The sequence below is a fragment of the Nonomuraea sp. NPDC050691 genome (assembly GCF_040654455.1).
Lineage (GTDB): Bacteria > Actinomycetota > Actinomycetes > Streptosporangiales > Streptosporangiaceae > Nonomuraea.
Genome location: NZ_JBFAIA010000005.1, coordinates 12,494 through 27,362, shown reverse-complemented (window position 1 = coordinate 27,362; position 14,869 = coordinate 12,494). Strand labels below are relative to the sequence as shown.

The 14,869-nt window shown below is 72.6% G+C and carries 15 protein-coding genes; 4 read left to right on the top strand and 11 right to left on the bottom strand.

Going from position 1 to position 14,869, the window contains the following annotated elements; translation table 11 throughout:
* Positions 1–65: 65 nt before the first annotated feature.
* The 3 genes from AB0H81_RS03360 to AB0H81_RS03350 form a co-directional block, all read right to left on the bottom strand.
* Complete coding sequence (locus AB0H81_RS03360; protein ID WP_358368555.1) at positions 66–866, bottom strand: hypothetical protein; 801 nt, start codon at positions 864–866, stop codon at positions 66–68.
* Between the two features lie 64 nt (positions 867–930).
* Positions 931–2,541: an ATP-binding cassette domain-containing protein gene (locus AB0H81_RS03355; RefSeq protein ID WP_358368552.1), complete on the bottom strand. Its 1,611-nt coding sequence runs from the start codon at positions 2,539–2,541 to the stop codon at positions 931–933.
* A gap of 68 nt (positions 2,542–2,609) precedes the next feature.
* Complete coding sequence (locus AB0H81_RS03350; protein WP_358368549.1) at positions 2,610–3,506, bottom strand: alpha/beta hydrolase; 897 nt, start codon at positions 3,504–3,506, stop codon at positions 2,610–2,612.
* Between the two features lie 49 nt (positions 3,507–3,555).
* Here AB0H81_RS03350 and AB0H81_RS03345 point away from each other — a divergent pair, with 49 nt between their 5' ends.
* The gene (locus AB0H81_RS03345) at positions 3,556–4,161 is read left to right on the top strand and encodes a TetR/AcrR family transcriptional regulator (protein WP_358368547.1); all 606 of its coding nucleotides are present in this window, start codon (positions 3,556–3,558) and stop codon (positions 4,159–4,161) included.
* Here the strand turns inward: AB0H81_RS03345 and AB0H81_RS03340 are convergent.
* From AB0H81_RS03340 to AB0H81_RS03330, 3 genes are read right to left on the bottom strand one after another with little or no spacing between them, the layout of a single operon-like run.
* The gene (locus tag AB0H81_RS03340) at positions 4,151–4,576 is read right to left on the bottom strand and encodes a DUF1275 family protein (protein WP_358368544.1); all 426 of its coding nucleotides are present in this window, start codon (positions 4,574–4,576) and stop codon (positions 4,151–4,153) included. The two genes, AB0H81_RS03345 and AB0H81_RS03340, sit on opposite strands and share 11 nt — an antisense overlap.
* A 7-nt stretch (positions 4,577–4,583) precedes the next feature.
* Positions 4,584–4,958: a hypothetical protein gene (locus AB0H81_RS03335; RefSeq protein ID WP_358368541.1), complete on the bottom strand. Its 375-nt coding sequence runs from the start codon at positions 4,956–4,958 to the stop codon at positions 4,584–4,586.
* Entirely contained in the window at positions 4,856–5,212 is a 357-nt protein-coding gene (locus AB0H81_RS03330) for a hypothetical protein (RefSeq protein ID WP_358368539.1), read from the bottom strand. The genes AB0H81_RS03335 and AB0H81_RS03330 overlap by 103 nt, the downstream gene beginning before the upstream one ends.
* 129 nt (positions 5,213–5,341) lie before the next feature.
* Here AB0H81_RS03330 and AB0H81_RS03325 point away from each other — a divergent pair, with 129 nt between their 5' ends.
* From AB0H81_RS03325 to AB0H81_RS03315, 3 genes are read left to right on the top strand one after another with little or no spacing between them, the layout of a single operon-like run.
* Entirely contained in the window at positions 5,342–6,514 is a 1,173-nt protein-coding gene (locus tag AB0H81_RS03325; RefSeq protein WP_358368536.1) for a DUF4185 domain-containing protein, read from the top strand.
* A complete protein-coding gene (locus AB0H81_RS03320) occupies positions 6,511–7,521 on the top strand; it encodes a DUF4432 family protein (RefSeq protein ID WP_358368533.1) in 1,011 nt (336 codons plus the stop codon). Before AB0H81_RS03325 ends, AB0H81_RS03320 begins: the two co-directional genes overlap by 4 nt.
* Positions 7,518–8,288, top strand: coding sequence for an SDR family oxidoreductase (locus AB0H81_RS03315; RefSeq protein WP_358368530.1), 771 nt, complete (start codon positions 7,518–7,520; stop codon positions 8,286–8,288). The genes AB0H81_RS03320 and AB0H81_RS03315 overlap by 4 nt, the downstream gene beginning before the upstream one ends.
* Before the next feature lie 35 nt (positions 8,289–8,323).
* On the opposite strand, the gene AB0H81_RS03310 is transcribed toward AB0H81_RS03315, so the two are convergent.
* The 5 genes from AB0H81_RS03310 to AB0H81_RS03290 all read right to left on the bottom strand — a co-directional run bounded on the left by AB0H81_RS03310 (position 8,324) and on the right by AB0H81_RS03290 (position 14,868).
* On the bottom strand, positions 8,324–9,283 hold the full coding sequence (locus tag AB0H81_RS03310) for a hypothetical protein (RefSeq protein WP_358368527.1): 960 nt from the start codon (positions 9,281–9,283) through the stop codon (positions 8,324–8,326).
* Positions 9,274–9,705 (bottom strand): peptidase inhibitor family I36 protein, encoded by a 432-nt coding sequence (locus AB0H81_RS03305; RefSeq protein ID WP_358368524.1) that lies wholly within the window; start codon positions 9,703–9,705, stop codon positions 9,274–9,276. The genes AB0H81_RS03310 and AB0H81_RS03305 overlap by 10 nt, the downstream gene beginning before the upstream one ends.
* 111 nt (positions 9,706–9,816) lie before the next feature.
* The gene (locus tag AB0H81_RS03300; RefSeq protein WP_358368521.1) at positions 9,817–11,049 is read right to left on the bottom strand and encodes an enolase C-terminal domain-like protein; all 1,233 of its coding nucleotides are present in this window, start codon (positions 11,047–11,049) and stop codon (positions 9,817–9,819) included.
* Entirely contained in the window at positions 11,046–14,066 is a 3,021-nt protein-coding gene (locus tag AB0H81_RS03295) for a hypothetical protein (RefSeq protein ID WP_358368518.1), read from the bottom strand. The genes AB0H81_RS03300 and AB0H81_RS03295 overlap by 4 nt, the downstream gene beginning before the upstream one ends.
* Positions 14,059–14,868 carry a carbohydrate ABC transporter permease gene (locus AB0H81_RS03290; protein ID WP_358368515.1) on the bottom strand — a complete coding sequence of 270 codons (810 nt, stop codon included), beginning with the start codon at positions 14,866–14,868 and terminating at the stop codon, positions 14,059–14,061. Before AB0H81_RS03290 ends, AB0H81_RS03295 begins: the two co-directional genes overlap by 8 nt.
* Between the last annotated feature and the right edge of the window lies 1 nt (position 14,869).

The following is a 14,869-nucleotide window of genomic DNA, read 5'->3' as shown; positions in this document are numbered from 1 at the left end:
TTTAGAGAATATTTCGCATTAATCGACAGGCCGCGTCCCGGGAGGAAAAACGGACGCGGCCCCGATCACTCCTTGTGCTCGGTCAAGGCCGAGCTGCCCCGGTCCACGGCGAACGGCGGCATGGACGGCTTGATCGTGTGCAACGGCACCGCGCCGCCCAGCGCCAGCTCCTCGTACGGCCGCGCCGTCGAGCCCCACGTGCGGGCCGTCACCTCGGCGTCGGTCGGCTTGGCCTTGTCCGGCAGCCCCTCCACGGTCAGCACGAAACGCGGCGGCCGGCCCGGCTTGACGTCGTCCACGAACGTGCTGCCTCCCCCGAGCAGCTTGCCGTCCCGGTCGCGGACCAGCGCGTTGACCACGAGGCTGCCCGCCGGCAGCCGGTACGGGTTGCCGACATAGCCGGTGACCACGACGGAGCCGTCCTTCTGCGGCAGCGTCTGCACCCGCGAGATCGGGAACGGCCGGAACGCCGACGGGACGCGGGCGGCGGTCCGCCACTGGGCGGGCCGGTACTCGATGGACACCTTCACCGGCTTGTGCTCGGCGTTGGCGTGGCCGGTGAAGGCCAGCTCCCCGCCGGGCGGCACGGCGTCGAGCGGCTGGTCCATCCGGACCACCTCACGCCCGCCGGCGTCGCGGCCGACGATCGTGGCCACCACGTGCTCGCCGAAGTGCCACGGGTTGTCGTTGGCGAGGACTCCCGCCCAGTTGACGACGTACCCGTCGGACGACTTCGCGACGTGCGACACCTGCTCCTTGAGCGTGAGCGGCTTGAGCTTGGGTTCTGACGAAACCTCGGTCGAGCACCCGGTGAGGCAGATCGCCCCGAGTGCGAGGAGGCTGACGGTTCGGCTACGCGGGATCACTTTGCCGTGATAGCCGCTTCATGGGTACGGCTGGCAGAGGACACGCGCCAGCCGTACCAACTCTTTAACGCGCCCGCACCACCCTGGTCTCGTCCCACACGGGGTGTGGCGACTCGTAGACGGTGCCGTCGGAGCCGAAGACGAGGAAGCGGTCGAAGTCGGCGGCGAACCAGCGGTCGTGGGTGACCGCGAGGACCGTGCCGTCGAAGGCGTCGAGGCCCTGCTGAAGCGCCTCGGCGCTGGCCAGGTCGAGGTTGTCGGTCGGCTCGTCGAGCAGCAGCAGCGTGGCGCCGGACAGCTCCAGCAGCAGGATCTGCAGCCGCGCCTGCTGCCCGCCGGACAGCGTGTCGAAGCGCTGCTCGGCGACCAGCCCCGCCAGCTCGTAGCGGGCCAGCGCCTTCATGGCCTGGCTCTTGTCGCGGGCGTGCTCGGTCATGACGATCTCGACCGGGGTGCGGCCGAGCAGGTCGGGGCGGGCGTGGGTCTGTGCGAAGTGGCCGGGCACGACCCGGGCGCCGAGGCGGGCCGTCCCGTCGTGGCGTACCGGCTCGCCCGCGCACAGCCGCAGGAAGTGGGACTTGCCCGAGCCGTTGGAGCCGAGGACCGCGACGCGCTCGCCGTACCAGATCTCCATGTCGAACGGCCGCATCAGGCCGGTCAGCTCCAGCCCCTCGCAGATGACGGCGCGCTTGCCGGTGCGGCCGCCCTTGAGCCGCATGCTGATGTTCTGGTCGGCGGGCGGCACCTCCGGCGGGCCGGCCTCGACGAACTTGCGCAGCCGCGTCTGCGCCGCGTGGTAGGCGGCGGCCATGCCGTCGTTGTAGCGCGCCTTGTTCTTCAGCATGTTGACCAGGGCCTTGAGCTTGGCGTGCTCCTCGTCCCAGCGCCTGCGCAGCTCGTCGAGGCGCTCGTTGCGGGCCCTGCGCGCCTCGGCGTAGGTGACGAAGCCGCCGCCGTGGATCCAGATGTTGCCGGCCTCGACGGTGACGATGCGGTCGGCGGCGTTGGCGAGGAGCTGGCGGTCGTGGCTGATCAGCAGGACCGTCTTGGGCGTCTCCCTGAGCTGCCGCTCCAGCCACTCCTTGCCGGGCACGTCGAGGTAGTTGTCGGGCTCGTCGAGCAGCAGCGTCTGGTCGGGGCCGCGCAGCAGCGCCTCCAGGACGAGCCGTTTCTGCTCGCCGCCGGACAGGGTCGACACGTCGCGGTACTTCACGTTGTCGTACGGCACGCCGAGGGCGGCGACGGTGCAGGTGTCCCAGAGGACCTCGATGTCGTAGCCGCCCGCGTCGGTGTAGTCGGTGATGGCCTGGGCGTAGCGGAGCTGCGCCTTCTCGTCGTCGCGCTCCATCATGACCAGCTCGGCCGCCTCCAGCCGCTCGGCGGCCTTGCGCACGGCCGGCGGGGCGACGCTCAGCAGCAGGTCGTGGACGGTGCTGCCGTCGCGCACGCTGCCCACGAACTGGCGCATCACGCCGAGCCCGCCGGAGCTGGCCACGCTGCCCTCGACGGGCTGGAGATCGCCGGCGATCAGCCGCAGCAGCGTGGTCTTGCCGGCGCCGTTGGGTCCGACGAGGGCGGCCTTGACCCCCTCGCCGATGCGGAAGGACACGTCGTTGAGCAACGGCCGCCCGTCGGGCAGCACGTACGTCAGATGTCCGATCTCCACATGCCCCATGGCGCCTTCCCTCATTCGATCCGCCTCGCGCAGGGTACTCGGGCGCGGGCGACTCGGTCATTCCGTTTTCAGCCGGGCTGCCGGGCCACGCGGCCCGCGTGCTCCAGGATGCGCGCGTTGACGAGGTCGGGCACGTCGAACGCCACCGAGTGCCCGCTGCCGGGCACCAGCTCCACCTCAGCGGACGGGACGAGCCGGGCCAGCCGCCGGGCCTCCGCCGCCGAGTCCTGCATGGTGCTGTGCGCGCCGAACAGGATCCGGGTGGGCACGGTGACGGCGGCCAGCTCGTCGTCCGTCACCGGCACCATCGGCGGGAGCGCCTGCTCGTACAGGTACGTGCCCGAGATGGCGACCATGAGGATCGCGCTCTTGCGGTTGATCGAGTCGGTGTGGATGAGCCGGGACAGGGGCCGCCTGATCCACGGCGGCGCGTGGAGGCCGAGCCCGCAGGCGAAGCCCCAGGCGTAGTGGCGCAGCCCGGCGACGCGGAAGGCGGCCGGGTCGAGGAGCGTCATCCCGGCCACGCGCTCGGGCATGCGGATGGCCGCGTGCAGCGCCTGCCAGCCGCCGTAGGAGAAGCCCACGAGGTACGCGGCGGGAGCGCCGATGCCGTCGAGAACCTCGCCGAGCCAGTCGGTCAGGTCGCCGGGGCCGTCGAGGGGTCTGGTCTGGACGCTGCGCCCGGCCGCCCCGACCGGGTCGACGAGGTAGACGGGGTGGGCGGCGCCGATCGGGCCGCTGGTGTGGATCCAGCCCAGGGAGTTGCCGCCGTGGCCGGGCAGGAAGACCACCGGAAGGCCGTCCGGGACGCCGGTGCGGTAGAGGCGGGTGCTGCCGTAGGCGGTGGGGACGTCGAGCGGCTCCAGCGGCACCGGGAAGTCGCGGATGGCCGCGTCGTAGCCGGCGAAGTACCGCTCCTCCGCCCTGTCGTTGCGGAACCGACCGATCTTGGGGCGATCTGCCATGGATTCCCTCCGTTCGACCACCTTCTTGATACATGTGTACCATGAAAACGTGCCGAAGCGAGTGGACCACGAGGAGCGCCGGAGCCAGATCGCCGAGGCGGTCGTCCGGATCGCCGCGTCACGCGGCCTGGAGGCGGCCAGCATGCGGGAGGTGGCGGCCGAGGCCGGTGTCTCGCTGCGGCTGGTGCAGTACTACTTCCACACCAAGGAGGAGCTGCTGCGCGGCGTGCTCAAGCACCTGGGCGGGCTGATCGCCCAGCGGGTGGCCCGGGGCGTGGCGGCGCTCGGGGAGCCGGTGACGCCACGCACGTTCCTGTACGGCGCGCTGCCGGCGCTGATCCCCACGGACGACGAGAGCCGGCGGATCGCGCTGGCCTACCAGGCCCACTACACGCTCACGCTGACCCGGCCGGAGCTCGCCCCCGACGGCCTGACGTACGCGAACGCGCTGCGCGACCTGGTCGCCCGCCACATCCGGGAGGCGCAGGAGGCCGGCCAGGTCGCCCAGGGCGAGGACCCGAGGGTCGCGGCGGGCATCGTGCTCGCCCTGGTGACGGGGCTCCAGTCGAGCGTGCTGGCCGGGCAGTACGAGGGAACGGAGGCCGTGGCCCTGCTGACGGCCCACCTGGACCGCCTGATCGGGGCTAGACCTTAGGGGGAGGGCAGATCACGCCTGCGACCACTTCGATCGCGGCGGCCACCAGGAGGGGCAGGGCGGGATGCACGCCGAGCAGCAGCGCCCGCAGCGCCGCCACCAGGATCAGGACGCCCTCGCCGGCGATCGCGAACGTCAGCCACCGCGGCCCGCGCCGCCTGACCAGCACGCCGTTCGCCCAGTGCCCGGCGATGGCCCCGGCCGCGAACGCCGCGAGGGAGACGACCGGCCCGGCCGGCCGGAACTCGTCGTTGAACAGGCCGAAGCCGGCGAACAGCACGTTGCCCGTCATCACCGCCGTGAACACGCGGCCGAGCCCCAGGAAGCTCACGGCCTCGACCACGCCCGTGACCCCGGTGAGCAGGACCAGGATCACCGTCAGCCGCTCGGGCCGGCTCCCCGTCGCGAAGGGCATCTCACCTTCATATCCGCCGCCTGGGCCATGGGCGAAGCCGCCGCACCGGTGTCCCGAGGCCCGCGACCAGGACGCATGCGGCCGCCACCAGGTACGGCCAGCGGGCCAGGTCCATCAGGCAGGTCGCCGGGAACGTGAAGCCGTGGACCGGCAGGGCCAGGAACGACAGCCCGGCCGCGGTGGCGAGGGCGAGGATGCGGGCGCCGCGCGGCCCGAGGCAGGTGCTCGCCGCGGCGGCGACGGCCAGCAGCACGACGAGCACGTCGAAGGCCCCCGTGGTCACGAGCCGGAAGTAGAACAGGTCGCCGTCGGGCACCACCGCCTTGACCTGCTGCCCGCACCGGGTGCTTTCGTCGACGAGGCCCAGACGAATCCGGAGCACCGGCCACAGCGTGGCGGCGAGCGCGGCGCTCGCGTCCGCGCGGGCGCCCACAGCATCACCAGGGCCAGCGCCGCCGCGAGCAGCACGTCGGTCCAGACCAGAACCTCCTGCGCCACCAGGCTGACGAGGCTCCCGACCATGGGAGCGTACGCGAACCACCCGAAGGGCTCGCTGGGCAGGGCGGCGAGCACGACGGGCGCGGCGGCCAGGCAGACCGCGCCGAGGCGTGACAGGCGGGCCACGGCTGCGGACATGGCGGGACTCCGGCTCGGCTGGGGGTGCACGGGTCGAGGAAGGCGACACTAGCGGATCTTCACCACAGGGGTGGACAGCAAGTGATCTAATGACTAGAACTGTAGGGAATCACCCCCTAAGGACGTGCCATGACGCGATTCCGTGCTGCCCTCATCCCCCTGGCCGCCACGCTCCTCGGCCTCACCGCACTGCCTTCCCAGGCGATCGCCGCCCCACCGAAGCCGGTGCCCGGCGTCTCCGCCGACCGGTCCGCCGCGACGCTCGCCGCACCTTCCACGTGCGGTCCGACGGTCAAGGGCGCCTCGATCGACGCCCGGCTGACCAACCTGTTCACCGCGTACGGCAACGACAACAGCCGCCTCGACGACTGGACCGGCGCCGACGGCACCTACTCGCTGCGCCTGCCCAACGGGCGCGAGCTGTGGATCTTCTCCGACACGTTCCTCGGCCGGATCAACTCCGACGGCTCCCGGCCGCCGGTGGTGGAGGAGGGCGGCACCACCGTCTTCCTCAACAACACCTTCGCTCTCGAGCGCGACGGCCGGCTGTCCACGATCTACGCCGGCACCCCCGCCAAGCCGGCCGCCGTGATGCCGCCGCGCGACAAGAACCACTGGTACTGGGCCGGCGACGCCACGCTCGCCGGTGGCCTCGTCGAGGTGACCTACCAGGAGTACGAGCGCTTCGGCACCGGCACGTGGGACTGGCGCTGGCACCGCAACGTGGTCGCCAGGTTCGCCCCCAGCCGCCTGGACCGCCCGCTGAGCGTCCACGACCTGCCCTCCGGGCACGGCGTCTCCTGGGCCTCGGCCACGCTCAAGGACGGCGGCTACACCTACGTCTACGGCGTGGAGGACCTCGGCTCGCCCAAGTACATGCACATCGCCCGCGTCAAGGGACAGAGCCTGCTCGGCAAGTGGGAGTACCTCAAGGCCGACGGCACCTGGTCACCGGACGAGGCCGACTCGACCCGGGTCATGAGCGGCGTGGCCAACGAGTACAGCGTCACCAAGGTCGGCAACGGCTACGTGCTCATCACCCACGACACCACCGAGGTGCTGAGCGCGAACATCGTGGCCTACTCGTCGTGCTCGCCGTTCGGGCCGTTCACCGGCAAGCAGCACGTCTACACGACGCCTGAGACGAACGGGAACATCTTCACCTACAACGCCCACGCTCACCCCGAGGTGTCGGGTAAGGGACTGGTCGTGTCGTACAACGTCAACAGCTTCGTGAACACCGACCACTACCGGGACTCGTCGATCTACCGGCCGCGCTTCATCGACGTGAGCTTCGGGTGAGGCGGAACTGGGCGGCGCGCCTGCGGTCCGTCACCATCGACGGGCTGCGGGCGGTCGTGCTCGAGAACGAGCGGCTCCGCGTGACCGTGGTGCCCGGCAAGGGCGGTGACGTGGTGGAGTTCCTGCACAAGCCCACCGACACCGACTTCGTCTGGCTCTCGCCGCAGGGCCTGCGCGACCCGGCCCACCATCTCCAGGGTGCCGCCGACGACGTCGCCCAGTTCGTCGACCACTACGAAGGGGGATGGCAGGAGATCTTCCCCAGCGGCGGCGCCCCCAGCGAGTACCGGGGGGCGCGGCTGGCCCAGCACGGCGAGGTCGCCGGGCTCCCCTGGGAGTACACGATCACGGCCGACTCCGAGGAGGAGGTCGCGGTACGGCTCAGCGTGCGGACCCGGCGCCTGCCGTACCGGGTGGACAAGACGTTCCGGCTGCGGGCGGGCACGGCCGCGCTGGAGGTCGAGGGCAGCGTGACCAACGAGTCCGACCTGGAGCTGCACGCGATGTGGGGACAGCACATCGTGTACGGCCGGCCGTTCCTGCGGCCGGGCGCCCGGATCCGGCTGCCGGAGGGCGTCACCGTGATCCCGCACGAGACGGCCATCAACCCGCGTGGCCGCCGCGTACGGGCCGGGGGGCCGTGGACCTGGCCGGTCGTGCCGGCCGACGGCGGCGGCGAGACGGACCTGAGCGTGGTGCAGGAGCCCGGGGCGCCCAGCGACGTCGTCTACCTGACGGGGTTCACCGACGGGTGGTACGAGATCGCCGGCGACGTGGGGCTGCGCGTCGAGTGGGACGCGCGGGTGCTGCCGTACCTGTGGATGTGGCAGGAGCTCGGCGCGTCGGAGGACTACCCCTGGTGGGGGCGCGTGTACACGGTGGGGCTGGAGCCGTTCGCCGGCATGCCGACCAACGGGCTGGCGGAGGCCGTGGCCAACGGCACGGCGCTCACCCTGGGGCCGCGCGAGACGAGGACGCTGACGATGCGGGCAGAGGTTCTGGCATGAGTGAGTTCGGCGGGAAGGTGGCGCTGGTCACCGGCGGGTCGATGGGCATCGGCCGCGCGGTGGTGGACCGGCTGGCCGACGGCGGCGCGTCCGTCGTGTTCTGCGGCGCCGACAAGGACGCGGCGCTCGACAGCGAGCACGTGACGGGCGTCGTCGCCGACGTGCGGCGGGCCGGCGACATGCGCGACCTCGTGGACCTCGCGGTGGCCAGGTACGGCGGGCTGGACGTCGTGGTGACGTGCGCGGGCGTGCAGAGGTACGGCACGGTCGAGGACACCCCCGAGGACGTCTGGGACGAGGTCATGGACATCAACCTCAAGGGCGTCTACCTCACCTGCAAGGCGGCCGTGCCCCGGCTGCGGGCGCGCGGCGGCGGCTCGATCGTGGTGATGTCGTCGGTGCAGGCGTTCGCCTCGCAGGCGCAGGTGGCCGCCTACACCGCGAGCAAGGCCGCCCTGAACGGCCTGACCCGGGCGATGGCGCTCGACCACGCCGCCGACGGCATCCGGGTCAACGTGGTGTGTCCCGGCTCGGTCGACACGCCCATGCTGCGCTGGGCGGCCGACCTGTGGCGCGGGCCCCTGTCGCAGGAGGAGCAGGTGGCCCAGTGGGGCCGCGCCCATCCGCTGGGCCGCGTGGCGCGCCCCGAGGAGGTGGCCGAGCTGGTGGCCTTCCTCGCGAGCCCCCGGTCGTCGTTCATCACCGGCGCGGAGCACCGCGTCGACGGCGGCCTGCTGGCGCGGAACCCGGCCGCCCTACCCGAATGACCACGCCCGCGCGCCGCCGCCCCAGCGCGCGGGCGTCAGCGTTCTAAGACCTCGGCGGCCCCGTCGAGGCGCGCGCGCAGGTCGTCGCGCAGCGCCGCGAAGCGGGCCGGCTCGGCGGCGACGACGGCCCGCTGCGCCGCGACGTCGGCGGCGAACCAGGCGGGCACCAGGCCCGAGGACCACTTGCAGGCCGTGTCGGCCGTCGCGGTCCGTTTCTCGCGCGCCGTGACGGCCGCCGAGCGCAGGTTCCAGCGGGGGTCGGCGATGGCGGCCTCCGGCGACGGGTAGGGGTGTCCGGCGCGTTCCATGCAGGTCTTCCAGCGGGTGACGGCCTCGACGACGGCCGGGTGCCGGGCGGCCTGCTCGACCGTCCGCGCGTCCTGGAGCGCCAGCCACTGCCAGTCGGGAGGCGGGCTTCCAGGGGCGGGCCCGGTACGGCTCGCCAGCTCGGCCGTGGCGCGCTCGTCGCAGCCCGGACGGCCGGGCGTGCCCGCGAGATCGCGGCGCGCGGACCGTCCGAGGGCGGTCTCCCAGGCGTCCCAGCCCTGGCCGGGAGGTTTGGAAGGGGGCAGGTGGTAGCCGTGCCGGCGGGCCCGCCGGGGGTCCGCGACGCCGTACCGGCGGCTGTTGCCCGGGTCGCCGGCGGCGAAGGCCGCGGCGTCCGGGCGGGGCGGGGAGACGGCGTGCCCGCGGCGGTGCATGCAGCGGGCGAGCAGCGCGGCGCGTGCGCGGGCCATCAGCGCGCGCTGGCCCGGGGTGGGGCGGTAGGCGTCGAACGGCAGCACGAGGTCGGCCACGCGGGCCGGCGGCGGCGGGGATGTGGCACCTGTTAGCGGTGGGGTGGCCGGCAGTGGGGCGGCGGCGGTGCAGGCCACGGCGGCGCAGGTGGCGGTCAGGAGCGCGCCGAGGGCGGCCGGGGCCCGGGCAGGTCCGCGGCGGCCGGTCTCCGGAGGCCCGATCCGGAAACCGGCCCCGCCGCATCCGGTCAGGCGCACCAGATGCTGAGGGAGCTCGCGGTGTTGTTGCCGACCGCGCTGTTCGAGAGGAACGGGTCGGCGCGACCGGCCGCGAACGTGCTGTGGGCGCCGGTGAAGAGGGGGTTCTGCCAGAGGACGGCCTCGCAGCCGCTGCGGTTCTTGACGGAGCTGACGTCGTTGTTCACGATCCTGGACGACTCGACCGCCAGGTCACCCTGGAGCCACAGGTCGTCGCCGAGGTAGGCGTCGCTCTCGGTGAAGTCGCGCCACAGGTCGCGCGGGTAGCCGCCGCTGTAGTTGTAGCCGTAGTAGGCGTACAGGCACACCGCGCCCCGGTCGCAGCCGCCGTCCGGCCCCGCGAGCGCGGACGGCGCCGGCAGGGCGAGGCTGAGCGACGCGGCCGCGGCGCAGGCGCCGGCCACGCGGGTGATCGTCCTCACTGCTGTCTCCTCGCCAAGGGACTGTCCTTGATCGATAACCTAGCGTGCCGATCCGCATACGAACTGCTATGACATGCCGACTCGCGTAAGAGACAGCGGTGAGGCCGGCGGCTACAGGGGGACCTCCCGGGAGACGGTCGGGTCGGCGAAGCGCTCGTTGGGCACCTGGGCGTACCAGCCGGGCCGGCCCGGGTCGCGGTCGTAGGGGTAGCCGCCCAGCTCGCGGTAGAGCTCGGCGTAGCGGGCCACCTTGTCCTTGTCCAGCCGCACGCCGAGACCGGGAGCGGTGGGCACCGCGATGGCGCCGCGCTCGTAGGGCAGCGGGCCGCCCTCGATGACGTCGTCCTGGAGCTGGTGGTAGTGGGCGTCGGCCGCGTACGTGAGGTTGGGCAGCACCGCGCCGAGGTGCAGCATGGTCGCGAGCTGGACCCCCAGCTCGCCGGAGGAGTGGACGGCGATGCCCAGCTGGAACGTCTCGCACACCCCCGCCGCCTTCACGCACGGCCGGATGCCGCCCCAGAACGTGGTGTCGAGCAGGACGACGTCGGCGGCCCGGCGCAGCACGTTGGAGGCGAGCTGCTCGAAGTTGACGACGACGGTGTTCGTGGCGAGCGGCACCCGGACCTGCTCGCGCACGGCCCGCAGCCCCTCCAGGCCCCAGACCGGGTCCTCCAGGTAGTCGTTGTTCAGGTCCTCGATGGCCCGGCCGAAGCGCAGTCCCTCGGCCAGCGACAGCACCGCGTTGGGGTCGTAGCGCAGCCGGTCGCCGGGGAACGCGTCCGCGAGCGCCCGGTAGCACTCCAGCTCGTGGTCCGGCGGGAACACGCCGCCCTTGAGTTTGTGGACGGTGAACCCGTGCGCCTGCCTGAGGTCGCGGGCGTGCTCGACGAGCTGGTCGGGGGTGCGGATCTCGGGGTGCCCCTCGGCGGCGTACCGGAAGAACAGGTACGACGCGAACGGCACCTCGTCGCGGATCCGGCCGCCCAGCAGGTCGCACACGGGCACGCCGAGCCGCTGCCCGATCACGTCGAGGCAGGCGAACTCGATGGCCGCGAGAAGCTGGGTGCGGTTGTTGTACAGCGACGCCGTCGGGTTGGCGATCTTGAATCGAAGCGCTTCGAGCTGGAACGGGTCGTGGCCCTTCAGGTACGGCAGGAGCGCCCGGAAGGCCGCCTCGGCGCTCTCGCCTCCCCCGCCCATCTCGCCCAGGCCGACGAACCCCTCGTCGGTCTCGACCTCCACGAGGGTCCGGACGAACCGCCCCCAGTGGGCGCCGTTGCTGTGCCGCAGCGGCGCCTCCAGCGGGACGGCGACCGTGGTGGCCCGGATGTCAACGATCTTCACGCGCACGTCCCCCAGACCGCGGCGACCCCGCACGCGGGCAGCCGTACCTTGACCGATTCGCCCGCCACCTCGGCGGGTTCGCGCCCGCGCTCCAGTCCCGCGCTGACCCGCGCCGAGCGCAGGCCGGGCACGGTGAGCGTGACCTCGACCGGCTCGGCGGCCAGCGACTGGAGCCGGACGACCCGCTCGGCGCCCGCCTGCCCGATCGAGGTGACCAGCACGTCGGGATGGTCCACCGACGCGTACGAGCGCGCGGCGTCGCCGGACGGCCCGGTGACCAGCACGCCCGCGAACGGCTCGGTCAGCCCGGAGGCGGCGAGCGCGCCCAGCCGCCGCCCGTCGGCGCCCGCCTGCGACATGACCGCGTAGCGGAACGTGGTCTCGCCCTGCTGCTGCGCCGGGAAGTTGGTGTCCCAGATGTTGTTGAGCGCCCAGGAGTACACCGTCCCGTCCTCCTCCTCCAGCGTCGGCGGGAACGGCGCGTACGGCATGTGGATGGTGCCGAGCTGCACCAGCGGCGCCTCCAGGGTGGCCCAGGCGACGGTCAGCTCGGGGTCGTCGAAGGCGATCCAGTGACGGATGGGCAGCATGTACGCGGCCGAGCCGGGCACCTGGGGCACCTCGCGCCCGCCGACGCCGCCGGTCAGCTCCCACGAGGTCGCCGGGCCGGCGGCGAACGGGAAGGCCAGGAAGACCGCCTCCTTCGCCGGGGTGCCCTGCTTGGCGAGCTGGTAGGTCAGGTCCAGCCGGGGGACGCCGCGGTGCAGCTCGATCGTGGTGCGCAGCCAGTCGACGCCCTTGCCCTGGAGCTCGACGACCAGCCGCTCGGTCACGGCGGTGCGCTGCGCCTTGACGATCGTGGCGTTGCGTCCGATCGCCCGGTCGCCGAGCAGGGTGCGGTCGTGCGCGCCGACGTGCCCGGACAGGTGGTTGAAGTGCGGGGCGGTGGCGTAGCGGTCGTAGACGTACTGGCCGAACCCGGCCGCCGCGTCGCGGTTGACCAGCTCCCGGCCGGCGACCTTGTCGAAGATCGAGCCGATGTAGCCCTCGCGGACGTCGTACGTCACCCGGTAGAACTCGTTCTCGATGACCCCACCGAGGTCGGGCTCGACCGGCTCGGCCGCCTGGCTCTCGCTCCTGACCACGTCGATCCGGGCGTAGCCGTTGCCGGGGACGTCGGGCACCACGGCGTGGATGTGCCGCCCGATGGGCCGGGTCGGCCAGTCGTCGGGGTGGACGTACTCCTCGTGGTGGGCGAGTGTCTCGCCGGTCCGCGCGTCCACGAGCGCGATCGGCACGTCGGCGGCCACCACGTCGCGCGGCAGGAACGCGCGCACCAGGTCGGTGCGGGCCCGCGTCGCGGGGTTGAACACCGCGAACGACGCCGGCGTCCCCTCGGGCAGGTCGCCCTCCTCCGCCAGGGCGGCGCCGAAGCGGCGGACGGCGGCGTGCAGCAGGTCGGCCGCGTCGTCCTGGGCGTCGTAGGCGCCCGACGACTTGCGGGTCCATTGCAGGCCGCCCGAGTCGCCGGCCTCCTCGGCGTCCTCCCACGGGTTGGCGGCGCCCCAGGTGTGCTCGTTGAACAGCGCCACCTTGTCGTACGCCTCGTCGATGCTGCCGGTGGCGTCGGCGCCGGCGAGCGTGTGCAGGGTCTCGGCGGCCCGCAGCGCGGACTGCGCCCGCCGCACGTAACCGAGCGGGCGCGCGCCCGAGCCGAGCCCGTCGGCCCACCAGTCGGTCCAGTCGCCCTCGTGGACGGCCAGCCGGTCGTGGTAGCGCTCCTCGACGTGCTCGAAGAAGTCGCTGTTGACCGCCGAGCGCAGGCGCGGCCAGGCCCACCGCTCGTTCCAGGTGCGGGCGATCGCCGCGGGCACGATGGACGGGCCGGCGTTGTCGGCGTGCGCGCCCTGCACGCGCATGTGCAGCACGTCCAGCTCGTACGGCTCGCGCGGCGCGTCGGGCCCCTGCCAGCCGAACGTGCCCGGCCCGTACGGGTACCCGCGCGTGGCCAGGGCGGCCAGGTAACGCGGCAGCAGGTCGTCAGCCAGCTCGTAGGAGTCGGTCAGCCCGACCGTGTTGCCCTCCATGTACGCCATGCCGTGGGGGGTGTCGGTGAACCAGACCAGCAGCTCGTTGCCGCTGGGCGCCCGCCAGCGGAACGGCCGGGTCAGCTTGTCACCGCCGTGCAGGTACGGCACGGACCGCCCCGCCCAGTTGTGGGCCGCGGCCAGGTAGCGGACCCCGGCCGCGTTGAGCGCGTCGACCAGGCCGACCACGGCGCCGGGCACGTCCGTGTGCATGGCCGAGCGCGTGGCGAAGCCGTACCTGTCCTGAAGCTCGGTGGTGAAGCGGAGCTGCCGGTAGAGCTCCTCGGTCGAGCACGCCTCGGTGTGGAGCTGGAACGGCAGGGCGGTCACCTCGATGATCCCCTCGCGGGCCGCCTGGGCGAACGCCTCGACCTGCTCGGCGGGCCGGGCCGCCAGCCACTTCAGCGCCGGCATCGACGACTCGACCGTCCAGCGGAACTTCGCGTCGTCCGGCCAGGACGCGGTCTCGGCGGCCAGGCGAACCGCGGCGTCGAGGTAGTCGAGGTGGTGGCGCAGCACCGTGCCCTGCGGGTCGGTGTAGCCGATGTCGAGGTGGGAGTGGTGGACGACGAACACGCTCCACTTGCGCTGCGGCGTCACCGTGATCCGCGCCGACCCGACGAGCCCCTCGTCGTCACGCGACTCCAGCGTGAACGCGCGCGGCGCGGACACCTCGGGCACGAGCAGCGTGACGTCGGAGCCGGTGGCGCTGTCGACTCCGACCAGCACGTGCGTCAGCGGGCGCGTGCTCGACACCCGGACCGCCTGTCGGCCGTCGTGGGTGAACAGCGGCAGCACCGCGACCCGCACCTCCAGCCCCCGCAGCTCGATGACGGGGGCCGAGGTGTCGTTGCGCAGCGCCTGCCTGATCCCGTCGTAGTCGGGGGAGCCCAGGCTCCGCTGCAGCAACCGGCTGGTCAATTCAGACACTCCCTAGGGACAGGCCTCGGGCGAAGAGGCGCTGGGTGGCGAGGAACAGCAGGACCGTCGGCAGCGAGCACATCAGGCCCGCGGCCAGCCCCACGGGCACGGGGGTGCCCGCGTAGACGTCGGTCATCAGGCCGGCGAGCGCGGTCATCACGGGCCGCACGCTCTCGGTCGTGGACAGGGTCAGGCCGAACAGCAGGTCGTTCCAGATGAAGGTGAACTCGAGGATGAACACGGCCGCGAGCGCGCTGGTCGAGATCGGCAGGTAGACGCGCCAGAAGATGCGGAAGGTGGACGCGCCGTCCATCCGGGCGGCCTCGAAGATCGAGAACGCCACCCCGCTGTAGAAGTTGCGCAGCACGAACGCGGCCAGCGGCACGTTGATGGCCGTGTAGACGAGGATCATGCCGGCCCTGGTGTCGTACAGGCCGGCGTCGCTGTAGCCGACGAAGAGCGGCACCAGCAGCATCTGCGACGGGAACACCGTGCCGCCGAAGATGAGCAGGAACCACCAGAAGCCGTGACGCAACCGGAGCACCACGATGGTGTACCCGGCCATGGCCCCGATGACGACGCCGAGCAGCGGCGACACCACGCTGTAGAGCGCGGTGCTGGCCAGGCTGGAGCCCAGGTCTGCCTTGTCGAGCGCGGCCGCGAAGTTGGCGAACAGCGCGAAGTCGCCCGAGGGCGCCCAGGCCGTGGCCGGGTCGTACGACGCGGCCGGGCGCGAGGCGTTGACCAGCAGCAGGTACGTGGGCCCCAGCCAGACCAGGCCCAGCACCACGAGCACGGCACGCCTGATCATG

Coding starts and splice junctions, on each gene's coding strand:
- AB0H81_RS03355 (WP_358368552.1), bottom strand. CDS start 2,541: ATGGGGCATGTGGAGATCGGACATCTGACGTACGTGCTGCCCGACGGG.
- AB0H81_RS03350 (WP_358368549.1), bottom strand. CDS start 3,506: ATGGCAGATCGCCCCAAGATCGGTCGGTTCCGCAACGACAGGGCGGAG.
- AB0H81_RS03340 (WP_358368544.1), bottom strand. CDS start 4,576: ATGCCCTTCGCGACGGGGAGCCGGCCCGAGCGGCTGACGGTGATCCTG.
- AB0H81_RS03330 (WP_358368539.1), bottom strand. CDS start 5,212: ATGTCCGCAGCCGTGGCCCGCCTGTCACGCCTCGGCGCGGTCTGCCTG.
- AB0H81_RS03325 (WP_358368536.1), top strand. CDS start 5,342: ATGACGCGATTCCGTGCTGCCCTCATCCCCCTGGCCGCCACGCTCCTC.
- AB0H81_RS03315 (WP_358368530.1), top strand. CDS start 7,518: ATGAGTGAGTTCGGCGGGAAGGTGGCGCTGGTCACCGGCGGGTCGATG.
- AB0H81_RS03290 (WP_358368515.1), bottom strand. CDS start 14,868: ATGATCAGGCGTGCCGTGCTCGTGGTGCTGGGCCTGGTCTGGCTGGGG.